Source organism: Streptomyces sp. NPDC102279 (assembly GCF_044766365.1).
In the GTDB taxonomy this organism is placed as follows: Bacteria; Actinomycetota; Actinomycetes; order Streptomycetales; family Streptomycetaceae; genus Streptomyces.
On the sequence record NZ_JBIWLU010000004.1, the window covers coordinates 62,864 to 82,671 of the forward strand.

Below are 19,808 nucleotides of genomic sequence, written 5' to 3' on the forward strand. Positions count from 1 at the left end.
GCGGCGCTCCGGTCACCTGTGCCGACCGGCTCTTCAACGGCTCGCGGCGACGGACGGATCTCTACGGCGTGAGGATGAAGTACACGTGCTGATAGCGGGGCGGTATCGGCTGCACACCACTCTTGGGCGGGGCGCGATGGGGGAGGTGTGGCGGGCGCAGGACGAGATGATCGGACGGCCCGTCGCCGTCAAGCTGCTGCTCTCCCAGGACGCCGACCCGACCGCCGCGGCCCGGTTCCGCCTGGAGGCGCAGACCGCGGGACGGTTGAACCATCCTCATGTGGTGGGAGTCCTGGATTTCGGGTCGTTCGAGGACCGGCTCTTCCTGGTGATGGAGCTGATCGAGGGCGACAGCCTCTCCCACGTCCTCGCCACCACGGGCACCCTTCCCGCTGAGCGGGTGGCGCGGATCGCCGCGCAGGCTGCCGCCGGGCTCGCCGCCGCGCACCAACAGGGCATCGTGCACCGGGACATCAAGCCGGGCAATCTGATGCTGGACGCCGACGGGAACGTCAAGATCGGCGACTTCGGGATCGCGCGGTTCATGGACGACGTGGCCGGCGGGCTCACCGCGACCGGACAGATCGTCGGCACGAGCCTGTACCTGGCTCCGGAGCGGGCCCTCGGGAAGACCGCGGGACCGCCGTCGGACATGTACTCGCTGGGCTGCGTCCTCTATCAACTCCTCACCGGACGGCCGCCCTTCCAGGCCGCCAGCGCCGTCGCGATCCTCCACCACCACCTCGACACCGCGCCGACCCCGCCCCGCGAACTCGGCGCCGAGCTGCCGCCCGCGTTCGAGAACTACCTGCTCGGTCTCCTCGCCAAGCAGCCCGACGACCGGCCGACCGCGCAGCAGGCGGCGTCCTGGTACAGCACCGGTGCCTGGCAAGGGCGTCCCGAACCCCTTCCGGCCGTACGGCCGGCGGTGCAACGCCGGAACAAGCCGGACCTCGGCGTCGTCGGCCCCGCGACCACGTACGCCCTGCCGTCGGCGGCGCCGTCCCACGGGGCGACCGTCACCCGGGACGCGGCGGGTGCCCGTCGCTCGCGCAGACGCAGACGTTCCGGCGTCGGTGAACTCCTCACCCAGCGCCCGCGAGCGGTGGGAGCCGCCGCGGGAGCGGTGGTCTTTCTCCTCGCGGTGCTCGTGGGCGTGGCCTGGTTCTCACCCGACAGCAGCTCCGCGGAGACGCCTCGGCCCGGCTCGGACAGCACGGTCGGTTCGTCTCCCACGGTCGCGGCGCCGTAGCGGTCCGGGCCCGGTCCGTTCAGGTGGAGGACGGTTCATGGCGGTGCGCGCCCCGGGTCGCCCCGCCGGGGTCCGCTCCGCCCCTGTCGGCCACGCCCGGGTCCGTCTCGGCCTGGCCCGGGCCCATCTCGGACTCGGCCGACGGGGCGTCCGCCTTCCCCGGCTGCCGCTTCGACAGGGCGGCTTCCAGGGCGACGCGTATGTCGTCCGGGAGCGTGCCGCCCCGGGCGAAGGCGAGGATGTCCTCCGCGACGAGGTGCAGTTTGCGGTTGGTGTGCTGCGAGGTCTCGCGCAGCACGTCCCAGCTGTCCTCCGGGCCTGTCTGACCGAGGACCAGCAGTGCGCCGATGGCCTGGTCCACCGTGGCGTGCGAGGACACGGCACGGTGCAGGTGGGTGCGCTCGTCGTTCAGTTTGTCGTTCTCCCGCACCAGGTCCGTGGTGGACAGCAGGCGCAGCGGGTCGGACCTGGATATCGCGAAGAACGCCATCGCTCTGGTTGGGGTCGGCTGATCATTCATCACTGATCGTCTGCCCCGGATCGGCGTCACAATCCCCGCGAACTGTGGCACTCCGGCCGGTCCGGCCGTACGAAGCCAGGCGGGAGAAGCCGAACCTGTCCCCCCCCGGCACAACAGAACGGGGCCCGCCGGAATGTCTCCGGCGGGCCCCGTCCCGGGCTGGTCTGCGGTCAGATACCGCGCTGCGTCTGGTAGTAGCCGCCGACCTGCTCGTGGTAGCCGGCGTCGCCGACGTGCTTGTCCTTGTCGAACTCCGGAGAGTCCTTGATCTGGGCCTTGGCGAGCGCCACGTAGATCTTCTGCTCGTCCAGGTCGACGGATTGCACGGTTCCGGCAGGCAGGAGGACGTGCTTGCCGAAGATCCATACGCCGGTGTCGACGACGAGGTAGGAGGAGTCGACGTCGTCCGAGTGCTTGTCGACCTTGCCGATGCTGCCGTCGGTTGCCTCGACCTTGAATCCGGTCAGGTCGGTGCCCGCGGTGTAGCCGGTGGTCGGCTGGTAGCCCCAGATGTTGTCACTCATAAAGTACGGCTCCCTCATCGAAATTCGTTGCCTGCCCACAGCCGAACTGTGGTGGCTCTTGAGGCGTCATCGAATTCGGTGACGTTCGTTCAGGAAATCGAGTGCCCAGGTGCCTTGGTCTCACACATGCGTCACCACGTTCGGCCCAGGGCCGCCGGGACGGGAACATGCGTGGGGCCCGACGCCGTGACGCCGGGCCCCACCCATGACAATGTGCTGTGCTGTTCAGGCCGTCTACCAGCGGTACCAGCGGCCACGCTTGCCGCCGCTTGCCGTCGGACGGATGACAAAGCCGAGGACCCACACGATCAGGACGATCACGGCGATCCACCAGAGCGCCTTCAGTGCGAAACCGGCACCGAAGAGGATCAGAGCGAGCAGAAGAACAAGAAGAACAGGAACCATGGTTATCAACCTCCGGACCCTCGTGTGCCCGGCAGATCGATCTCCATTCCTGCGGAACCCACGGAAGTCTCCGGTTTGAATAGTCCCTACGGGGCTATAGGGGCATGCAGCATTCGCTGCCGACAGCCAAGGCGGTCGAATGGATGCCGTCGAGTGGAGGCGCTCGGGGCTCTCTGGCAGGGTTCGTTCGGTGACAGCCGACGAGGGACCGGATCGCACCCCTGACGGGCGGTACGTCATCGTGGGCGGACGGCGCTGGCGGGCGACGGACCCGCAGATCCCCGAGGACGCCGCGGCGCGCCTGCGCTCCCATCTCATGGCGGCCCGCCGCGCGGTCGCGGCCGCCCGGCGTACGGAGGACCCCGAAGCCGAACGGGCCGCACGCACGCGCGTGCACCTGTCCAAGGTGGCCCTGGGAGAGCGCGGCACGCCGTGGTGGGAGCAGAGCGAGCCGGAGCGCCGGGCCCGCTGGCGCGAGGGACTGGCGGCGCTGGACTGATTCACGGCACCCGGGCACGAGGGGCCCACTGCAGGCCCCGGCCCGCGGCCGGAGGGCGTCGTGTCCGTAGGTCAGCGGAAGCGGCGGATACGGATGGGGCCGCGGGCCTCTGCGAGTTCGACGGGACGGCCTGCCTGGGTGATCTCCACCTCGCCGGCGGCGACCAGCCGCCGGGCCGCCTGGCGAACCGGCTCCATGAGCGCGCGCCAGCCGTCGTCATCCCCGTCGTACGCCGCCCGCGCGGCGTCGGAGGGACAGATCGTCGCACCCGGGGCACGGTGGTCCAGCAGCTCCAGGATGACCTGCTCCAGGCGCCGGTCCGTCTGCTGCTCGTCGTGCGGCACTGCACCAGTATCGCAAATTGGGTGCCAGGCGCACGGTTGGCCTGTGGTCCGTTCCTGCCCAGGTCCGCCGAGGCAGGGTAAAGAGGATCTTGTAGCCTTTGCGCGCTGATGTTGTGCCCACGGCCATGCTGTCGGCACACAGTTCCAGGGGAGGGACATGCGCAAACAAGCGCTGTGGTCGGCTGCTGCGGGAGCAGTGGCCCTGACCACGATGCTGGCGCCCACCGCTCATGCTGAGGGGAGGGGCGACATTCGGGTCGTCAAAACTGTGGTCGACGGCGGCACGAACGTGATCGTGGGCACCTCGAAGGTGATCAAGTTCCCGATCGCGATCACCGTCAAGGACAACTCGGGAGTCGAGGGGCTCACTCATGTGAGTACCTTCAACCGTTCCATCGGCTACGACTTCGCCGACTGGACCGCCTCGAAGTGCGTCGAACAGAGCACCACGACCTCGGTGTGCACGGCGACGATGACGATCGACCCGCGGTGGATCGCGGACAGCGACGACATCGACAGCAACCGGGTCGCCGGAGTCTGGCAGGTCAATGCCACGGTGAAGGCGAACGACGGTGATTACTGGATCTCCGACAACATCGCCCAGTACAAGGTGAAGCGTGCCGCCACACTGACGACGAACGCTTCGCCGGAGCCGGTCGTGAAGGGTGCAAGGCTCACGGTAAAGGGCCAGTTGAGCCGCGCGAACTGGGAGGACCGTAAGTACCACGGCTTCTCGGGTCAGGAGGCCGAACTCCAGTTCAAGAAGGCCGGGTCGTCCTCGTACAGCACGGTCAAAACGGTGAAGACGAACAGCACCGGAGGGCTCAGCACCACGGTCACCGCGACAGCGGCGGGCTCGTGGCGCTGGTACTTCGCCGGCACGACGACGACCATGCAGGTCACGTCCACCGGGGACAGCGTGTCGTTCGCCTAGCGGCCAAGGCATCTGATGGCAACGCGATGTGGCCGGGTTGCACGCCACCCGGCCGCATCGTGGTCGGGTGGCGTGCCTCGGAACTACGCTGCTCGACTGGCAACTTCCCTTGGCGTGCACCTCACAGAATGTCGGCCTTGAGTAGGGCGGTGTCCTATGTGGTGAGGCGGAGGAGCCTCTTGCAACAACAGAGGGCGGCGGCGAGGCCGAGGGAGGCCAGGCAGTTGCGGGGGCGGCGTTCGTAGCGGTGGTTGGGTCTGCGGCAGCCGGTCGGCCAGGACATGGTTCGCTCGATGACCCGTCGTCGTCGCCTAATCGTCCGTTGGACTCGACTCCCTTGCGTGCGATACGGACACCGACGTGCTTGCCCCGGAGCCACTTTCGCAGGTGAGGGACGTCGTAGGCCTGTGCTCTGACCCGGAAGGTTCACCGGGGTCCGTGCCTTGAGCCCGGCTGCGGTCGACAAGGAGGTAGGGCATGACGCGGAGACTGTCGATGGGCGAGGCCCTGGGAATGCTTGAGGGCGAACTGACCTCGGGGCAGCAGTCGCTTGACGATCTGGTCACGGAAGATCTCTGGCTTGCCTTCCTGCGATTCGGCCGACGGCTGTTCGACGTCCCGGACGCACCCGACGCCGACGGGCTTCTCTTCCAGTACGGGACATACGCGTTCGACGGTCCTCCGGCGTTCACGCTTGACCTCACCCGCCAGTTCGAGATCTCCGACAGCGACGGTGATCACGACCATTACCTGCAGGTCCACTGCGAGCTCGGATACGGAGTCGCACCCGCCCTGGAGGCACTCGGAAGCTTCGACTCATGGTTCTTCCACGGCGCCGGAGATGATCTTGAAGCGTGGACTCAAGGACTGACCGGGCGGGCAGCCTGGACAACGATCCATAAGCTCAAGCCGATCGAGATCAGGGTGTATCAGGAGCAGGTGTAGTCGTTTCAGGCCGCCATCGTGGTGGGGCGCCCTCCTCGTCCGCTCGGACCAGCCGCGCTATGGCTGGGGCTGTGATGCCGCCGACCGAGGCCGACAGCATCATCGCCCGTCGGAACCGCTCCCGAGCCGGTACTGCCCCGCAGCACGATGTGCTGCGGGTTCTGCCCCTCTTGCTCTGTCAGCCGGCGAACCCGGACCGGTTGCGCCATCCCGCCTCCCCATTGGGCCGGGAAAGCGTTTCCAACCACCACATCGAGCGCCTCGGTGAACCTTCCTGGTCACGGCACTGGGTAGCTGGCGCAGGGTTCACAGGGTGCGCTGTGCGGTGAGGACGGTGTCGTGGAGGGTGACCGGTGTGCCGTCGGGAGTGGTAGTGCTGCGGGGGCGAGCGGCCCGGGTGACGACTTTCCACGCGTGGGCGGACAGGTCCGCGATGAGATCGTCTGCGGTGTAGAAGAGGTCCGGCTCGGGCGGACGAGGCATGGCGGTGTCCAGGTCACTCGGATGGTGACCGATGATCACCAGGTGTCCCTCGATGCTGACCCGGGCGGCGAGCGCGGCGAAGACCGCCCGCCGTACCGGCCCGGGAAAGTGGATGAAGGACGCCGTCACCAGGTCGTAGCGGGGCGATTCGCCGGGCTTCCATTCGCGGATGTCGGCTCGCTGCCAGGTGAGCCGGCCGGTCAGCGGTGCCGGGGTGTGATCGGCCGCGCGGTGCAGGGCTTGAGTCGAGAAGTCGGCGCCGGTGACCTGCCAGCCCTGTCCGGCCAGCCAGATGGCGTCGGCACCCTCGCCGCAGCCCGCCTCCAGTGCTGTCCCGGGCGCGAGAGCGGTCACCTCTTCGACAAGCGCAGGGTTGGGCTCACCGCTCCACAGGGCGCTTGTGCCGCTGTATCGCTGGTCCCAGAAGGCGGCGCTGAAACGCGGATCGGTCTCGTGCATCGAGGAAACTCCTGATCATGTGCTCGGTGGAGGGTGATCACGCGCTGGCGGGGGCGGAGCGTTCGCGACTTTGCCCGGTGCGCGTCACCAGGGTCAGTCGGCGCGCACGAACATGCAAAGATCCTTGCTGCGGTGGCAAGGTAGGGGAATGGACGAACAGACCGCATCGACGATGGCGGCGGTCGGCCCGCGCCTCAAGGGACTGCGAGCGCAGCGCAGTCTGTCGCTGACATCGCTGGCCGAGTCCACCGGCATTTCGCTGAGCACCCTCTCGCGCCTCGAGTCGGGTCAGCGCCGTCCCACCCTGGAACTGCTCCTGCCGCTGGCCCGTGAGCTCCGCGTGGACATCGGCGAACTCATCGGCGCACCCCAGACCGGCGATCCTCGTGTGCACCTCAAACCCGTCACCCGGCACGGCATGACGATGCTCCCCCTCACACGACGAGCCGGGGCACTCCAAGCCTACAAACTGATCATTTCGCCCAAAATGCGCCCGCTGGAGCCCGAGCAGGCCAGCCACGAGGGCTACGAATGGATTTACGTCCTCGACGGGCGCCTGCGCCTGGTCCTGGGCGACAACGACCTGACCATGGGCCCCGGTGAAGCCGCCGAATTCGACACCCGCACCCCTCACTGGTTCGGCAACGCCGACAGCGACCCCGTCGAGATCCTCAGCCTTCTGGGCCACCAAGGAGAACGCGCGCACCTACGCGCCCGCACCATAGGGCCTGCTGAGACGCCCGAGGCCCGATAACACCATGCGCCGGACAACCCGAGTCGGCCTCAGCCCTTCGTCGCGGTGGTCGACACCGGTGTCAGGAGGCCCCGTGCCTGGACGGCCGGGAGGGACAGGGTCCGGTAGCCGACGGTCTCGAACAGGACCGTGATCCTGTTGCCCTCCTCGCTCATCACCTGGCCCTCGCCCCACGTGCTGTGTCCCACCCTCATTCCGGGCGGGAAGGCGCTGTCGGCCGCCTCGGCCGCCTCGGGTTCCAGCGGGCCGGGTCCCGTGCCGGAGAGTATGTCGCCCGTCCGGACGGGGGTTTCCTTCAACTCCCGTGTACGGGCGCATGTGTCGCAGCCCGCGCAGTCGCCCTCCGCCAGACTCTCCCCGAAGTACCCGAGCATGTGGCGCCGGCGGCAGCCGCTCGTCTCCGCGTACGCCCGCATCATCTCCACCCGGGAACGCTCCAGGTCGACGCGGGCGGAGGCGATCCGTACCGCCTCGCGGACGCAGACGTCCCGCTTCGCCCCGGGAACGGCCCGAACGCCGCCGCGCTTCTCCGTCGTCACGGCTCCGGCCTCCTCCAGGAGGTGCAGCATGGACGTGAGCGGTGTCTGCGACAGCCCGGTGCGTTCGCGCAGGGCCGTCGCCGTGACCGGTCCCTGCTGTTCGCGTACCGCGTCGATCAGTCCGCCCAGCGCCTCCGGGTCGGGGTGGGCGCCGGTCCGGAACCGCTGCACGCCGAGATCCTCGGGCCGGTAGGCGAGGATCGCCGTCGACGGCTGCCCGTCACGGCCCGCCCTGCCGATCTCCTGGTAGTACGAGTCGAGGGAACCCGGCACCGACGCGTGCAGCACGAAGCGGATGTTCGGCTTGTCGATCCCCATCCCGAACGCGGAGGTGGCGACGACCACGTCGAGTTCACCCTCCTGGAAGCGGTCGTGCGTCCGGGAGCGCTCGGCCCCCGACAACCCCGCATGGTAGGCGGCGCTGTCGAATCCGAGTGCCGACAGTTCCTCGGCGTACTGCTCGGCCTCCCGCCGCGTTCCCGCGTAGACGATGCCCGGTTTCGCCTCGGCCGCGGCCCGCTCCACCACCCACCGGCGCTTCCCCGCGTTCTCCCGGTGCCGTACGACCTCCAGCGTGATGTTGCGGCGGTCGAACCCCGCGACCACCTCGGCCGCGTCGCGCATGCCGAGCCGCTCCACGATGTCGGCCCGCACGGGGGCGGCCGCGCTGGCGGTGAGGGCGAGAAGCGGTGGCCGGCCGATGCGTTCGCGCACGTGGCCCAGGGACAGATAGTCGGGCCGGAAGTCGTATCCCCACGACGACACGCAGTGCGCCTCGTCGACCACCATCAGCGCGGGCGAGGCAGCGGCGATCTGTTCCACCACCTCGTCCTTCGCGAGTTGCTCGGGCGAGACGAACAGGAAGTCCAGACTGCCTTCGCGCACGCGCTCCCACACGGCCTCGTTGTCCCGAGCGCGCTGTGCGGAGTTGACCGCCGAGGCGCCGGACCCCTCGATCCGGGCGAGAGCGGCGACCTGGTCCCGCTGGAGCGCGATCAACGGCGAGACCACGACGGTCGGCCCCTCCAGCAGCACACCCGGTACCTGGTACACGGCTGACTTCCCCGCACCCGTCGGCATCACGACGATCGTGTCGCGCCCCTCCATCACCGCTGTCATGGCGTCCAGTTGGGACGGACGCAGACGCTCCCAGCCGAAGACCTCACGGGCGCAGCGGCGCAGGCGTTTCCTGAGCGACCTGGTCTTGAAGTATCCGACCTTGATGCGCATGACACTCCTGACGCTGCTCTCCAGTGGGGCTCGGCGCTCGGGTACCCCCGGCCGGGACGAACAACGTCCCGGCGGAGGAGAGTTGCCGTTCCGTGTCCTCGGAGGGCGACGAGAGCGACGGGAACCCCCGAGATCCGGGCCGGCCCGGAAGCGTCACCGGCCGGTCCCCGCCGGGAGCAGGTCACCCCTGGGGCGAGACGTCCGATCGCAGCACCGAGTACAGGACCATGTCGCGCCATGCGCCGGCTCGGAAGCAGGCTCCGCGGAGGACTCCCTCGCGGGTGAAGCCCGCGCCCTCCAGAGCACGCTGCTCGGCGATGTTCGCCAGTTCGGTGCTTGCCTCGACCCTGTTGGCCTTGGTGTGGGCGAACAGGTAGGCGGCGAGCTGCCGTTGAGCCTCCTTGCCGTAGCCCCTGCCGCGTTCGGCGGTGAGCAGGGACACGCCGATGTTCCAGCAGGGAGACGCCGGCCCCTGCATGACCTCGTGCCACTGCACCTCGCCGACGAACCGGTCGTCGTCTCCGGCGATCACCAGCCTGCCGCCGTGGGCGGTCAGGAATCCGTCGACCCACTGTCGTCGCAGTTGCCCCGGGTTGCGGAATCCGAAGAAGCCGTGGTCGCCGGCTTCGGCGGGGTCTTCATGAAGGCGTTCGAGCTGGTCGAGATCCTTCTCGGTGACGGGGCGCAGGTGAATGTGATCATGGTTCGGCATGGTCACAGGGTACGAGGCGGCACGTGCCGGCCCTCGTCCCGTTCCAGGTCGGCAGGGCGCCGGTGCGCTTCGCGGTCGCGATCCCGGCGGTGGTGACGCGAGGCGGGCGGGCCATAATCCGGGGGTGACTCCGACCGCGCGGCAGCTCGCCCTGGCCACCTTGGACCGTCAGCTCCTGCTCCGACGGGAGCGCCTCGACGTCGCGGACGTGGTGCGCCGGATCTGCGCGCTGCAGGCGCAGAGTCCGGCTTCGCCTTATGTGGCGCTGTGGAACCGCGTGGACGGCTTCGTCCCCGAGGACCTTGACGCGGCGTTCGCGGAACGCCGGATCGTGAAGGCGACCCTCATGCGGATCACCCTGCACGCCGTGCACGCCGAGGACTATGACGCGTATCGGGCCGCCATGCTGAGCACCCTGCGCGCCTCCCGGCTGTACGACCGTCGATTCACCGCGACAGGGCTGACACCGGCCGACGCCGACGCGGTGCTCACGGAACTCGCCGAACTCCTGCGGTCGCCCCGCACAGGGGCCGAGGTGGAGAACCATCTGAAGGCGAGGTTCGGCGAACACGCGCACCGCATGTGGTGGGCCCTGCGCACGTTCGCCCCCGTCCACCACGTACCGACCGCCGGCCCGTGGTCGTTCGGACAGCCCAACACCTACCGTGCCGCCCCGACTCCTTCCGGAGCCGCTCCGCGGGAGGCGGACGAGGGAGTCCAGCAGCTGCTCCTCGCCTACCTGCGGGCCTTCGGACCCGCCTCCGCGCAGGACTTCGCCCGGTTCACTCTCCTGACCCGCCCCGCGATCTCCCAGGCCCTGCAGCAGCTCTCCGAGCAGGTGGTGCGGCTGCCGGGCCCCGGCCGCGCGGCCCTCTTCGACCTGGCCGGCGCCACTCTGCCGGCCGAGGACACTCCCGCCCCTCCCAGACTGCTGCCGATGTGGGACAGCACCCTCCTGTCCCACGCCGTGCCCGGGCGGCTCATGCCCCTGGAGTACCGCCCCGTGGTCGTGCGGCGCAACGGTGACGTGCTGCCCTGCCTGCTCGTCGACGGGGAAGTCGCCGGAGTATGGCGGGCGACGGACGGCGGGCTGGAACTGACCGCCTTCCGAACCATCGGCAAAGCCGCGTGGCGCAGTCTGACGGAGGAGGCCGAGAGACTGTCGGCCTTTCTCGCCGACCGCGATCCGGCGGTCTACCGACGGTACGGACACTGGTGGGACAAGGGATTTCCCACGGTGCAGGGCCAAGGTACGACAGTGAAGGTGACTCGATGAGCGAGCGCGCGGCGAGCCGGACGGCGGTCCTGGTCTGTCAGGGGAGGGCGGCCGCGAACGGGAGAGCGGGAACGGGCCGGTTCGCGGATCCGGTCGCGCTGGAACTGCTGCGGCCCGAGGAACGTACCCCCGTGGACCAGGTGCGCGCGAACACTCCGCCGCCGGGCTGGCGGGAGCGCTCCGTGTACGAGAGTGTGCGGGCGTGCGCGGAGGTGGTCGTGCCGCGCACCGTGGCGATCGACGAGGCACTGCGCGCACGCGTGGGGGGCCAGCTCGTGATCCTCGGCGCGGGTCTGGACACACGGGGCTGGCGCCTGCCCGAGCTCGCGCGGACCGATGTCTGGGAGGTCGACCATCCGGCCTCCCAGCAGGACAAGCAGGCCCGCCTCCCCGCCGGGCGGGCGGCCGTCGCCCGTTCCGTGCGCTTCACGCCGGTCGACTTCGCGGTCGATGACCTGGGAACGGCGCTGGACGCCGTGGGGCACGACCCGTCCATGCCGACGACATGGTTGTGGGAGGGCGTGGTCCCGTACCTCACGCGCGACGAGGTACGCGCCACGGTGGCCGCCCTCGCCGCCCGGTCGGCTCCGGACAGTGCACTCGTCGTCAACTACCAGGCCCCGTCGGCGAGAGCGGCCGCCGGCCGGCTCCTGACCCGCTTCCTCGGCAGTTCCATCACCTCCGGCGAACCGTGGCGCTCGTTGTGGCGACCGCGGCAACTGGCCGCACTGCTCGCGGAGTACGGACTGCGAGTGGCGTCGGACGACAGCCTCCTCGATCTCGCCCACGCCCGCGGCATCCCGACCCGAGGGCGGACGTCCTTGCGGACGGGCCGCGTTGCTGTCGCGGAGGGCCGGTGACGCGGTGAGTCGACTGCCGACACCGACGGGGGTTCGGCCGCGGGCGGTGTCAGCCGTGTCCGCGAAGGCCGCGAGGCAGGTCTGAGCCGGCGGTCGTCACGAGGTCTCACTCGTGAGACGTGCGGACCGGGTGACCGACTCCGCCACGCCCCGCTCGTGGCCCGGTCAGGGACCCGGACGGCCCGGATGCGTGCGGACGGGGTGTCGACCATGCTGGGGCCATGGCATCCGCGACGCCCGTGATCGTGTTCCCGCCCGCCGAGGGAGGCGGTCGGCGTGTACAGGTCGACACCGCGGTCCTCGGCACCGCCTACTCGCTCCACGACCTGACGGCGTTCCTGCAGGAGGCGGGTCTGCAGAACTGGGACGACCTCGACGTGGTCGGCTCGGACCTGATCGAGTGGCGCGGGGGCGGCGCGGACGTCTGGGGTACCCCCTAGCGCCAGTCCCCGAGCGAGAGGCAGTTCAGCGACTCCGGTCCCCGTCGGCCGTGGCGAGCGCCTTCAGCAGGGTGGGCATGTCGTTGATCTTCAAGAGCTTGAGTTCCTCGGGAGTGCGCGCGGAGTCGGTGACGAGGCCGACGTCGAACTCCGCGCCGCTGTCCGGTGCCCTGAGGATCAGTACATCCTCGCTGGGAAAGTGGATCACTCCGAAGCAGGCCCACTCACGGAAACCTTCGAGCGGCCTCTTCGCCGTCGCCGGCGCGTGTCGGCGCCGGCCGCCTCACCGATCGCCGCGAACTCCGGACGCGGATCGGCCGCCCGGGCAACCGCCACGCCTGCCTGGTCGTCCTCTGGTTGACGATCCGGGGAGGCCCCGTGGGGTTGGTACGCGCACTTCTGCCGCCGCTGCGGACAGCCGCACGGCTGAGTCCTCGCCCGGGACAGCCGCTCCTCGCTGCCGCGCTCATGCGCTGCCTCACTCCGGACTGGGTACTGGTGCGGCCGCCGGCACCGAAGCGCCGGCTTGCCTGGGCCGAGGAAGCGGTGACGGTGTACGGGGCGCTGTCCGGGACCGACGTGGCTCGTTCCCGGTATCGGGATCGCCTCGCCCGCGCCCTCACCCAACAGGCTCACGCACTGCTGCTCGTAGGCCGCTACGAAGAGGCGTGCACGGTGATGGACGCCGCCAAGGCCGTCCCGGGTGCGCGGTGGTCGCCGAGCGAGCAGGCCGTCCTCCTGCACCTGCGGGCCCAGGCGCAGTCCGGTCTGGGTCTGCTGGACGAGGCGCTGGGCTCGGCGGCGGAGTGCGTGACCGCCTACCGCCTTCTGAGTCGCGTTCCCGCAGAACGGGAACCCGGTGGCCTGCCGGGCGCGCTGCGTACGTACGCGCTCGTCCTGGGCGCCCTCGGTCGCACGGAGGAGTCCGTCGCCGTCTACGACGAGTGTGCCCGGCTCCTGCGAGCCATGTCGTCGTGGCAGTTGATGCGGGTGGCCCTGGTGCGTGCGCGCGTATTCGCGGAACTGACCTCAGGACTAAGGGCGTTGGGCCGCTATCAGGAGGCGCTGGCCGTCGGCCGTGAGGCGCGGGAAGCGGCCGAGGTCCTCCTGCTGTCCGTGCCCGACCACGTCAGGCCGCTGCGCGTCCGGCTCTTCACCGACCTGGCCCGTTGCGGGGAAGCCACGGACGACCTGCCCTCCGCGCGAACAGCGGCCGAGGAGGCCGTCGCCGAGGCGCGCTCCCTGACGGGTCGGGACAGGGCGGCGGGGGAGACATGGTTGACGGTCGCCCTCGACTGTCTCGCGGACCAACTCAGGGCGCTGGCAGCATACGACGAGGAGGTAGGCGTATGTCAGGAAGCGGCGGACCTCTGCACCGCCCTTGCCGCCGAGCAGCCGGATGCCCACGACCCACTCCTCGCCGCCTGCCTCGGCCGGCTGGCCGGCTGTCACGCGGCGGCCGGTGACAAGGACGCGGAACTGCGGGTCACGGAGCTCGAGATGGCCGCGTACCGGCGTGCCGCCGAGCGTGAACCCGCCCTCCACGAAAAGGAACTCGCCCGTGTGCTGGCGAACCTGAGCCTGTGCCGCTCGGCCACCGGAGACCTCCACGGCGCGATCGGCCCGGCCCGGGAAGCCGTCGCGATCGCCCGCCACCTCGCCGAGTCCGACTGGTCCGCCCACCGCGCCCCGACGGCCCGCTGCCTCCGTGACCTGGGAACAGCTCTCCGGCGGACCGGGGACCACACGGCTGCCGTCGCCGCCCACGAAGAGGCAGAGTCCCTGTTGGAGGAGGGCGAGCATGAGGGGGAGTCCGGTCGGGGGGAGGCGTCCGATGGCCGTGCCGCGGAGCTGGCCGTCACCCGGGCCGGCCTCGCGGTCTCGCTCGGCGCGGCGGCCCGCGCCCACCTCGTCCGTCACCGTCCTGCCGAAGCGGTCACCGCGCTGCGTTCCCTGCTCGACCTCACCCGCCGAACGGACCGGCCCGACGTCCACGCCCGCTGCGTCGCCGCCTTCGCCGATGCGAGGGCGGAATACGGCGACGCCGTGCTGCCGGCCTGGAACGAGGCGATGGGGGAGGGCTACCCGACGTTCGTGTACCGCTGGGGGCGGGACCGGGGGACCGGCCGGATCGAGGACGGGGTGACGACTGCGTGAGAGGGCGGCGCCCGGGAGCGGTGGTGAACTCCGTTCCGATCGGGCCCGTCCCCACCAGGCGTCGCGATTGCAGTCCGAAAGCGGAGCGTTCCTTCTTAAGTACGGCTTAAACGCGCCTTAAGAATTCGGGAGCGACGGGCGGGCCATCAAGTAAGCGCAGTTCAGAGGGATTTGGTGATCCCGGCAGTCGGTTGGCCTCTTCGTGGGTCATGCGTAGCATCGGGGCCCATCGGCGGCGGCCGTGCCGTTGTGAGAGCGCTCTCAGAGTTTGCTCCGATCATCCGCGGCGCGGACGTCGGCCGTGCCGGACAACGGAAGAGCCCCTCCTCGGGGGTGCGTCGAGTCGCCGCACCCCGCCACAAGGTCCCCCCCACAGCCTCACCGCAGGCACAAGCACCAAGGAGCACCGCAGACATGACGCCTCGTCACCAGCGCGACCTCACCCGCCGCAAGATGCTCTTCGCCCTCGGTGGTGCCGCCGTGGCCGTCCCCGCGATCGCGGCCGCCGCGCCGTACGCCCTGGCCGGCCCGGCCGACGCCTCCACCAAGGCCGCCGCGGGCGCGCTGCCGCTGACGATCGTCAACAACAGCGGCTCCTTCGACAACGCGTCCGTGCACGTCTACGTCGTCGGCAACCAGGACGGCCAGCAGGTCCGCGTCACCCAGGACGGCACCCTCGCGCCGATAGCCCTCGCGGACAACGGCGCCGACGGGTTCACCGACTACGCGCTCACGCTGTCCGGCAGCGGGGAGACACAGCTCAGCCTCCCCCACATGTCCGGCCGCATCTACGTGTCGCTCGGCGAGAAGCTGAAGTTCAAGGCCGTCGCGGACGGCAACGGCAACGCGGCGCTCCAGTACCCCGCCGGCTGGGTCACCTCGGACCCCAACTACGCGGTGCTGCACGACTGCGCCGAGTTCACGTACAACTCCGCGGGCATGTTCTGCAACACGACCATGGTCGACATGTTCAGCGTGCCCATGAACATCCGCCTGAACGGGGACAAGGAGCAGACCACCGGCACCGTCCGGGACGGCGGACGCGCGGCCGCCTTCGCCGCGGTCAAGGGGATCGAGGACTTCGCCCCACTGGTGGTCGACGACGTCCGCGTCATCGCCCCCGGTCACGGTCTCGACGCCGGCCTGTTCGCGAAGGACTACTTCGCCCCGTACGTCGACGAGGTGTGGAGCACCTACACCGGCAAGGACCTGACCGTCACCACCAACGCGGGCACGTTCACCGGGCGGGTGCGCGCCGACAAGTTCACCTTCGACGGACCCGCCGCCGTCTCCTTCGCCAAGCCTTCCACCCGTGACGTCCTGTTCTGCGACGGCAACCTCGCGGCGCCCAACGACGGCACGACGGGCCCGGTGGCCGCGGTGCTCGGCGCGGGCTTCAACCGCTCGACCCTGCTCAGCAACCCGGCCCAACCGACCACCTCGGCGGGTGACTTCTACCGGACCGACCTCACCAACCACTACGCCAAGGCCGTCCACGCGGCGACCGAGGACGGCAAGGCCTACGGCTTCGCCTTCGACGACGTGGCCGACTTCGCCTCCTACATCCAGGACACCGCCCCCACGGCGATCCGCCTGACGCTGTCCGCGTTCTAGAGCGGAACTCCGCTTGAGGGACGGCACATCGGGAGTCACCGCGGTCGGCGGCGGTGGCTCCCTTTCCTCTCGGCCCGGTCAGGACGTCGAGTGCCCTGTCATGACGACGACTTGGCCGGGGAGTCCGCCCGCTCGGGCATCAGGCGGCCTCCTCCAGGCGGTCCCTGGGGTGCGGGGTCACCCGCGACCGTCCGGGTACCGTCACCAGCGCGGTCCCCACGAGAAGGCCCAGCGCGGGCAGGACCGGGAAGCGGCCGTCGGGGGCGAAGCCCCCCACGGCGAAGCGGGTCAGCGCGAGCACGGTCGTCGCCAGGCCGAACCACAGGAGCCAGGAGCGGCCGGGCGCGGTGGCCGGACGGGTCCGCTCGTGGAGCAGTGCCAGACCGCGCTCCAGGGGGCGCAGCGCGAGCACCACACCGGCCAGGACCGCGCCGAGCACCAGCAGCCACGGCACCCGCAGCATCCACCAGGACGCCGAGCCGAGAGCGGGCTCGGGTGCGAGACCGGTGAGATAGAAGGCGGCGGCCACCACCAGCACCGGCAGCATGTGCCACAAGTACAGCGTCATGCTGGCGCCGCCGACGGGACGCACGACGCGCCACACCCGCTCGCGGGCCAGCAGCCTCCGTACCGCCGGTGCGGCGGTCAGGCACAGGCCGGTCTGCGCCACCACCCAGGCCAGCATCGCCGCCGACGGTGGATTGGTGTTGCTGGGGTCCTGGCCCGTCACCAGGATGAGGCTCACGGGGAACGGCCCGAACGAGATCAACGCGGCGAAGGCCACCGCGCCGCATCCCGCCATGACCGGCGGAAGCAGCCGATGTCCCGTCAACCGACCGTCGTGCCAGCAGAATCCGAGTTGGTAGGCGACACCCCACACCAGCACGTAGTTCAGCAGTCCCACATACGGTGTGTGGGCCGTCACCACGAACGTGTCCGCGACCAGTGCGACCGCCGCCATGACGGCCGGGACGCGCAGCCCCCAACGCCGGTGCAGGGAGTGCAGGGCGGGGGTGAGCCCGCTGAGGACGAGGTACACGGGCAGGAACCAGAACTGCATGGCCATCGCCCAGCCGACGAGCGCCAGGGTGCCGGGGTCCACGCCCACCACCGAGCAGATACCGACCGCGCAGAGCACCAGCGCGCTGTACGCCCCGGCCGGAAGCAGCAGTCGCTGCGCCCGGCCGCCCACCCATCCCGCTGCCGTCCCGCCGCTCAGGCGCGCCCGCGTCCATGAGCCGCCCGCCGCGTGGCCCCCGGCCAGGAAGAACAACGGCATGATCTGGAACCCCAGGGTCAGCCACTGGGTCCAGTGCAGGGTGGCGAGCAGCTCCGGTGCGGTGATCCCGCCGTCGGGCGACCGGACGAGCGCGGTGATGACCCAGTGCCCGAGCACCACCAGGACGATCGCCCAGGCACGCAGGAAGTCGACGTAGCGGTCCCGTTCCCCGTCTCTGCTCATGTGTGGTCATGCTGCCCGCCGCACGGCCGTACCCAGGGCGGGAAGTCCGGGCCGCAACCATTTCGTGCCCCCTGCGACACCCCGCGGAGTCCTCGCGGACGCCGAGGGGCCGTCGCCGGACACGTAGGCCGTTCGGCGCAGGCTCCTCGGTCCGCAGCAGTACTCCGGTCGGGCGCCGCCGTTGAGCGGATGTGATGGAACTCGGTCCAGTCGGATTGCGTCCCGGGGCCACGGTCTACGGAACACCCATGGATCCATCGATGGGCGGGCACGACGGACCGAAGACGGAACTCGAGCTGGCCGTCCTGGGGGCGCTCTTCACCGAGTCCCCCATCGGCCTGCACGTCCTGGACCCGCGCCTGAACCTGGTGCGGTTCAACAGGGCGGCCCGGCACATCCGGGCCTTCCCCCTGGACGACGCGATGGGCCGTCACCCGAGGGAGTGGGCGGGAGACTTCTACTCCGGCATCTTCGAGACGACACTGCGGGACGTGCTGAGCACCGGTGTGGCGGTGCTCGACATCGAGGCGCGGGGCCATCTCACCCCGGGGGCACCCGAGACCGTTCTGTCCATCTCCACCTTCAGGCTGGAGGACCCGGCCGGCGGTGTGCTGGGGGTGATGGCGGCGATCGTCGACGTCACCGGGCAGCATCGGGCGGCGGCGCGACTTGAACTGCTGGAACGGGCGAACGGGCACATCGGCACGACGCTGGACATCTTCCGTACGGCGCAGGAGTTCGCCGAGGTGATGGTGCCCGCCCTGGCCGACGTGGTGGCCGTGGAGGTTCTGGACTCGGTGCTGCGCGGTGAGGTTCCGGCGCCGGGTGCCGTGTTCGAACACGGTGCCCTGCGCTGCACGGGCGTGAGCTCCTCCCTCCCGGAACCCGTCGGGAGGCTTCCCGCCATCGGCGAGGCGATCGGTCTGATGTTCGGTACCCCTTTCGCCCAGAGCCTGTCCGACCTGCGGCCCCGCATCGTCACCGAGCTGACGGCGGACACCGGCTGGCCGAACCGTGAGGCGGTGCGGGGACGGCGCATGCTCGAAGCGGGGGCCCACTCCCTCCTCGTACTGCCGTTGGCCGCCCGTGGCGCCGTACTGGGGGTGGCGCACTGCTACCGGAACCGGACCCCCGGAGCCTTCGACGGCGACGACCTCGCCCTCGCGTCCGACCTCGCCGACCGCGTCGCCCTGTGCCTCGACAACGCCCGTCTCTACACACGGGAGCGCTCGGCCGCCCGCATCCTGCAACTCAGTCTGCGTCCCGCCCAGGTGATGGGACACAGCGCGGTGGAGACGGCGTACAGCTACTTCCCGCTCGGCGCGGGCGGCGACTGGTTCGACGTGATCCCGCTGTCGGGGGCCCGGGTCGCCCTGGTCACCGGCGACACGGCGGGCCGCGGTCTGCGGGCCGCCGCGACCATGGGCGAGGTCCGGGCCGCGATCGGAGCGCTGGCCGTCCTCGACCTGACACCCGACGAGGTCCTGCACCGCCTGCACGCCCTGGTGACCCGGCTGCGCGGAGAACGGCCCGAGCACATGGACCCGGCGGACGACGATCCGTCCGACGAGAACACCACCTGCCTGTACCTCGTCTACAGCCCCGTCACCCGCCGCTGCGCCGTCGCCAGTGCCGGGCATCCGCCGCCCGTGGTCGCGTCCCCCGACGGCCGGGTCGAACACGCCACGGTGCCTGTGGGGCCGTCGCTCGGCCGGGGCCTGCCGAAGTACGGAACGGCCGAGTTCGAGCTCACGGAGGGCTCGGTCCTGCTGCTGTCCAACACCGCGATGCTGCGGTCCGTGTCGGGCGACGCGCAGGAGCAGTTGGACTCCGTCACCGACGCCCTGCTGCCCACCAACCAACCCCTGCAGGAGATGTGCGACGAGGTGCTCTACCGCCTGGCGCCGCACAAGGCGGAGAGCGACGACGCCGTCCTGCTCCTGGCCCGTACCCGCGTCCTCGGACCCGACCAGGTCCGCTCGTGGACCCTCGCCAACCGCCCCGCGAGCGCGGGCGAGGCCCGTGACGCGGTCGAGGGGGCACTGGCCGAGTGGGGTCTGGAACAGCACGCGTTCACCGCCAGCCTGGTCGTCAGCGAACTGGTCACCAACGCCATCCGCTACGCGGACGGTGACATCGGACTGCGCCTCATCCTCGACGGGCCCGTCCTCGTCTGCGAGGTGACCGACGACAGCAGCACCGCACCGCACCTCCGGTACGCGGAGGACGTCGACGAGGGCGGCCGGGGCCTTTACCTCACCTGGCAGGTCAGCCGGCGCTGGGGGACCCGCCCGGAGCCGCGCGGAAAGACGATCTGGGCCGAACTCGCCCTGTCCGACGACGACTGAGCGGGTGGGTGCCGCCGACGACGGCGGCCGGGAGCCCCGCGTCGGTGCCTC

20 protein-coding genes and 2 pseudogenes are annotated in these 19,808 nt (G+C 70.4%); 11 read left to right on the plus strand and 11 right to left on the minus strand.

The annotated features are described in order from the left end of the window. The first annotated feature begins 85 nt into the window (after nt 1-85). The gene (locus tag ACIRQH_RS10070) at nt 86-1,252 is read left to right on the plus strand and encodes a serine/threonine-protein kinase (protein ID WP_404225102.1); all 1,167 of its coding nucleotides are present in this window, start codon (nt 86-88) and stop codon (nt 1,250-1,252) included. Between the two features lie 19 nt (nt 1,253-1,271). Here ACIRQH_RS10070 and ACIRQH_RS10075 read toward each other — a convergent pair whose 3' ends face one another. The 3 genes from ACIRQH_RS10075 to ACIRQH_RS10085 form a co-directional block, all read right to left on the minus strand. Beyond that, entirely contained in the window at nt 1,272-1,772 is a 501-nt protein-coding gene (locus ACIRQH_RS10075; RefSeq protein WP_404225104.1) for an ANTAR domain-containing protein, read from the minus strand. 170 nt (nt 1,773-1,942) lie between these two features. Then, nucleotides 1,943-2,296, minus strand: a complete 354-nt coding sequence (locus tag ACIRQH_RS10080) for a PRC-barrel domain-containing protein (protein ID WP_404225106.1) — start codon at nt 2,294-2,296, stop codon at nt 1,943-1,945. A 234-nt stretch (nt 2,297-2,530) separates the two neighbouring features. After that, nucleotides 2,531-2,701: a hydrophobic protein gene (locus tag ACIRQH_RS10085; RefSeq protein WP_164369086.1), complete on the minus strand. Its 171-nt coding sequence runs from the start codon at nt 2,699-2,701 to the stop codon at nt 2,531-2,533. Between the two features lie 190 nt (nt 2,702-2,891). Here ACIRQH_RS10085 and ACIRQH_RS10090 point away from each other — a divergent pair, with 190 nt between their 5' ends. Beyond that, on the plus strand, nt 2,892-3,200 hold the full coding sequence (locus tag ACIRQH_RS10090) for a hypothetical protein (RefSeq protein WP_388872086.1): 309 nt from the start codon (nt 2,892-2,894) through the stop codon (nt 3,198-3,200). 71 nt (nt 3,201-3,271) lie between these two features. Here the strand turns inward: ACIRQH_RS10090 and ACIRQH_RS10095 are convergent, their stop codons facing one another. Next, nucleotides 3,272-3,544, minus strand: a complete 273-nt coding sequence (locus tag ACIRQH_RS10095) for a DUF3253 domain-containing protein (protein ID WP_388872083.1) — start codon at nt 3,542-3,544, stop codon at nt 3,272-3,274. A gap of 157 nt (nt 3,545-3,701) precedes the next feature. Between ACIRQH_RS10095 and ACIRQH_RS10100 the strand changes: the two genes are divergently transcribed. Next, nucleotides 3,702-4,478 (plus strand): hypothetical protein, encoded by a 777-nt coding sequence (locus ACIRQH_RS10100; RefSeq protein ID WP_388872080.1) that lies wholly within the window; start codon nt 3,702-3,704, stop codon nt 4,476-4,478. A gap of 154 nt (nt 4,479-4,632) precedes the next feature. Here ACIRQH_RS10100 and ACIRQH_RS10105 read toward each other — a convergent pair. Further along, a pseudogene (locus ACIRQH_RS10105) lies at nt 4,633-4,886 on the minus strand (IS5/IS1182 family transposase); the annotation flags it as partial. A 69-nt stretch (nt 4,887-4,955) separates the two neighbouring features. Here ACIRQH_RS10105 and ACIRQH_RS10110 point away from each other — a divergent pair. Next, a complete protein-coding gene (locus tag ACIRQH_RS10110) occupies nt 4,956-5,423 on the plus strand; it encodes a hypothetical protein (protein WP_388872077.1) in 468 nt (155 codons plus the stop codon). 31 nt (nt 5,424-5,454) lie between these two features. On the opposite strand, the pseudogene ACIRQH_RS10115 reads toward ACIRQH_RS10110, so the two are convergent. Together ACIRQH_RS10115 and ACIRQH_RS10120 are read right to left on the minus strand one after the other, a co-directional pair. Then, nucleotides 5,455-5,632, minus strand: a pseudogene (locus tag ACIRQH_RS10115) (IS630 family transposase); the annotation flags it as partial. A 97-nt stretch (nt 5,633-5,729) separates the two neighbouring features. Then, on the minus strand, nt 5,730-6,365 hold the full coding sequence (locus tag ACIRQH_RS10120; protein ID WP_404225108.1) for a class I SAM-dependent methyltransferase: 636 nt from the start codon (nt 6,363-6,365) through the stop codon (nt 5,730-5,732). Nucleotides 6,366-6,513: 148 nt separating this feature from the next. On the opposite strand from ACIRQH_RS10120, the gene ACIRQH_RS10125 reads away from it, so the two are divergent. Next, entirely contained in the window at nt 6,514-7,119 is a 606-nt protein-coding gene (locus ACIRQH_RS10125) for a helix-turn-helix domain-containing protein (RefSeq protein WP_404225110.1), read from the plus strand. Nucleotides 7,120-7,148: 29 nt separating this feature from the next. On the opposite strand, the gene ACIRQH_RS10130 is transcribed toward ACIRQH_RS10125, so the two are convergent. Next, nucleotides 7,149-8,888, minus strand: coding sequence for a RecQ family ATP-dependent DNA helicase (locus ACIRQH_RS10130; protein WP_404225112.1), 1,740 nt, complete (start codon nt 8,886-8,888; stop codon nt 7,149-7,151). A gap of 181 nt (nt 8,889-9,069) precedes the next feature. Further along, on the minus strand, nt 9,070-9,600 hold the full coding sequence (locus ACIRQH_RS10135) for a GNAT family N-acetyltransferase (protein WP_388872069.1): 531 nt from the start codon (nt 9,598-9,600) through the stop codon (nt 9,070-9,072). Between the two features lie 124 nt (nt 9,601-9,724). On the opposite strand from ACIRQH_RS10135, the gene ACIRQH_RS10140 reads away from it, so the two are divergent. From ACIRQH_RS10140 to ACIRQH_RS10150, 3 genes are all read left to right on the plus strand, one after another. Next, a complete protein-coding gene (locus ACIRQH_RS10140) occupies nt 9,725-10,876 on the plus strand; it encodes a winged helix DNA-binding domain-containing protein (RefSeq protein WP_388933084.1) in 1,152 nt (383 codons plus the stop codon). After that, nucleotides 10,873-11,736 (plus strand): class I SAM-dependent methyltransferase, encoded by an 864-nt coding sequence (locus ACIRQH_RS10145; RefSeq protein WP_404225114.1) that lies wholly within the window; start codon nt 10,873-10,875, stop codon nt 11,734-11,736. The genes ACIRQH_RS10140 and ACIRQH_RS10145 overlap by 4 nt, the downstream gene beginning before the upstream one ends. A 221-nt stretch (nt 11,737-11,957) precedes the next feature. Next, the gene (locus ACIRQH_RS10150; protein WP_404225116.1) at nt 11,958-12,176 is read left to right on the plus strand and encodes a hypothetical protein; all 219 of its coding nucleotides are present in this window, start codon (nt 11,958-11,960) and stop codon (nt 12,174-12,176) included. A gap of 25 nt (nt 12,177-12,201) precedes the next feature. Here ACIRQH_RS10150 and ACIRQH_RS10155 read toward each other — a convergent pair whose 3' ends face one another. Beyond that, nucleotides 12,202-12,384: a hypothetical protein gene (locus tag ACIRQH_RS10155; RefSeq protein WP_388872057.1), complete on the minus strand. Its 183-nt coding sequence runs from the start codon at nt 12,382-12,384 to the stop codon at nt 12,202-12,204. A 170-nt stretch (nt 12,385-12,554) separates the two neighbouring features. Between ACIRQH_RS10155 and ACIRQH_RS10160 the strand changes: the two genes are divergently transcribed. Together ACIRQH_RS10160 and ACIRQH_RS10165 are read left to right on the plus strand one after the other, a co-directional pair. After that, the gene (locus ACIRQH_RS10160; protein ID WP_404225119.1) at nt 12,555-14,333 is read left to right on the plus strand and encodes a hypothetical protein; all 1,779 of its coding nucleotides are present in this window, start codon (nt 12,555-12,557) and stop codon (nt 14,331-14,333) included. Nucleotides 14,334-14,747: 414 nt separating this feature from the next. Continuing rightward, nucleotides 14,748-15,947 (plus strand): beta-1,3-glucanase family protein, encoded by a 1,200-nt coding sequence (locus ACIRQH_RS10165; RefSeq protein WP_388872051.1) that lies wholly within the window; start codon nt 14,748-14,750, stop codon nt 15,945-15,947. Between the two features lie 139 nt (nt 15,948-16,086). Here ACIRQH_RS10165 and ACIRQH_RS10170 read toward each other — a convergent pair whose 3' ends face one another. Continuing rightward, on the minus strand, nt 16,087-17,409 hold the full coding sequence (locus tag ACIRQH_RS10170; protein ID WP_404225121.1) for an acyltransferase: 1,323 nt from the start codon (nt 17,407-17,409) through the stop codon (nt 16,087-16,089). A gap of 248 nt (nt 17,410-17,657) precedes the next feature. Here ACIRQH_RS10170 and ACIRQH_RS10175 point away from each other — a divergent pair, with 248 nt between their 5' ends. Beyond that, the gene (locus ACIRQH_RS10175; protein WP_404225123.1) at nt 17,658-19,757 is read left to right on the plus strand and encodes a SpoIIE family protein phosphatase; all 2,100 of its coding nucleotides are present in this window, start codon (nt 17,658-17,660) and stop codon (nt 19,755-19,757) included. Nucleotides 19,758-19,808 lie beyond the last annotated feature (51 nt).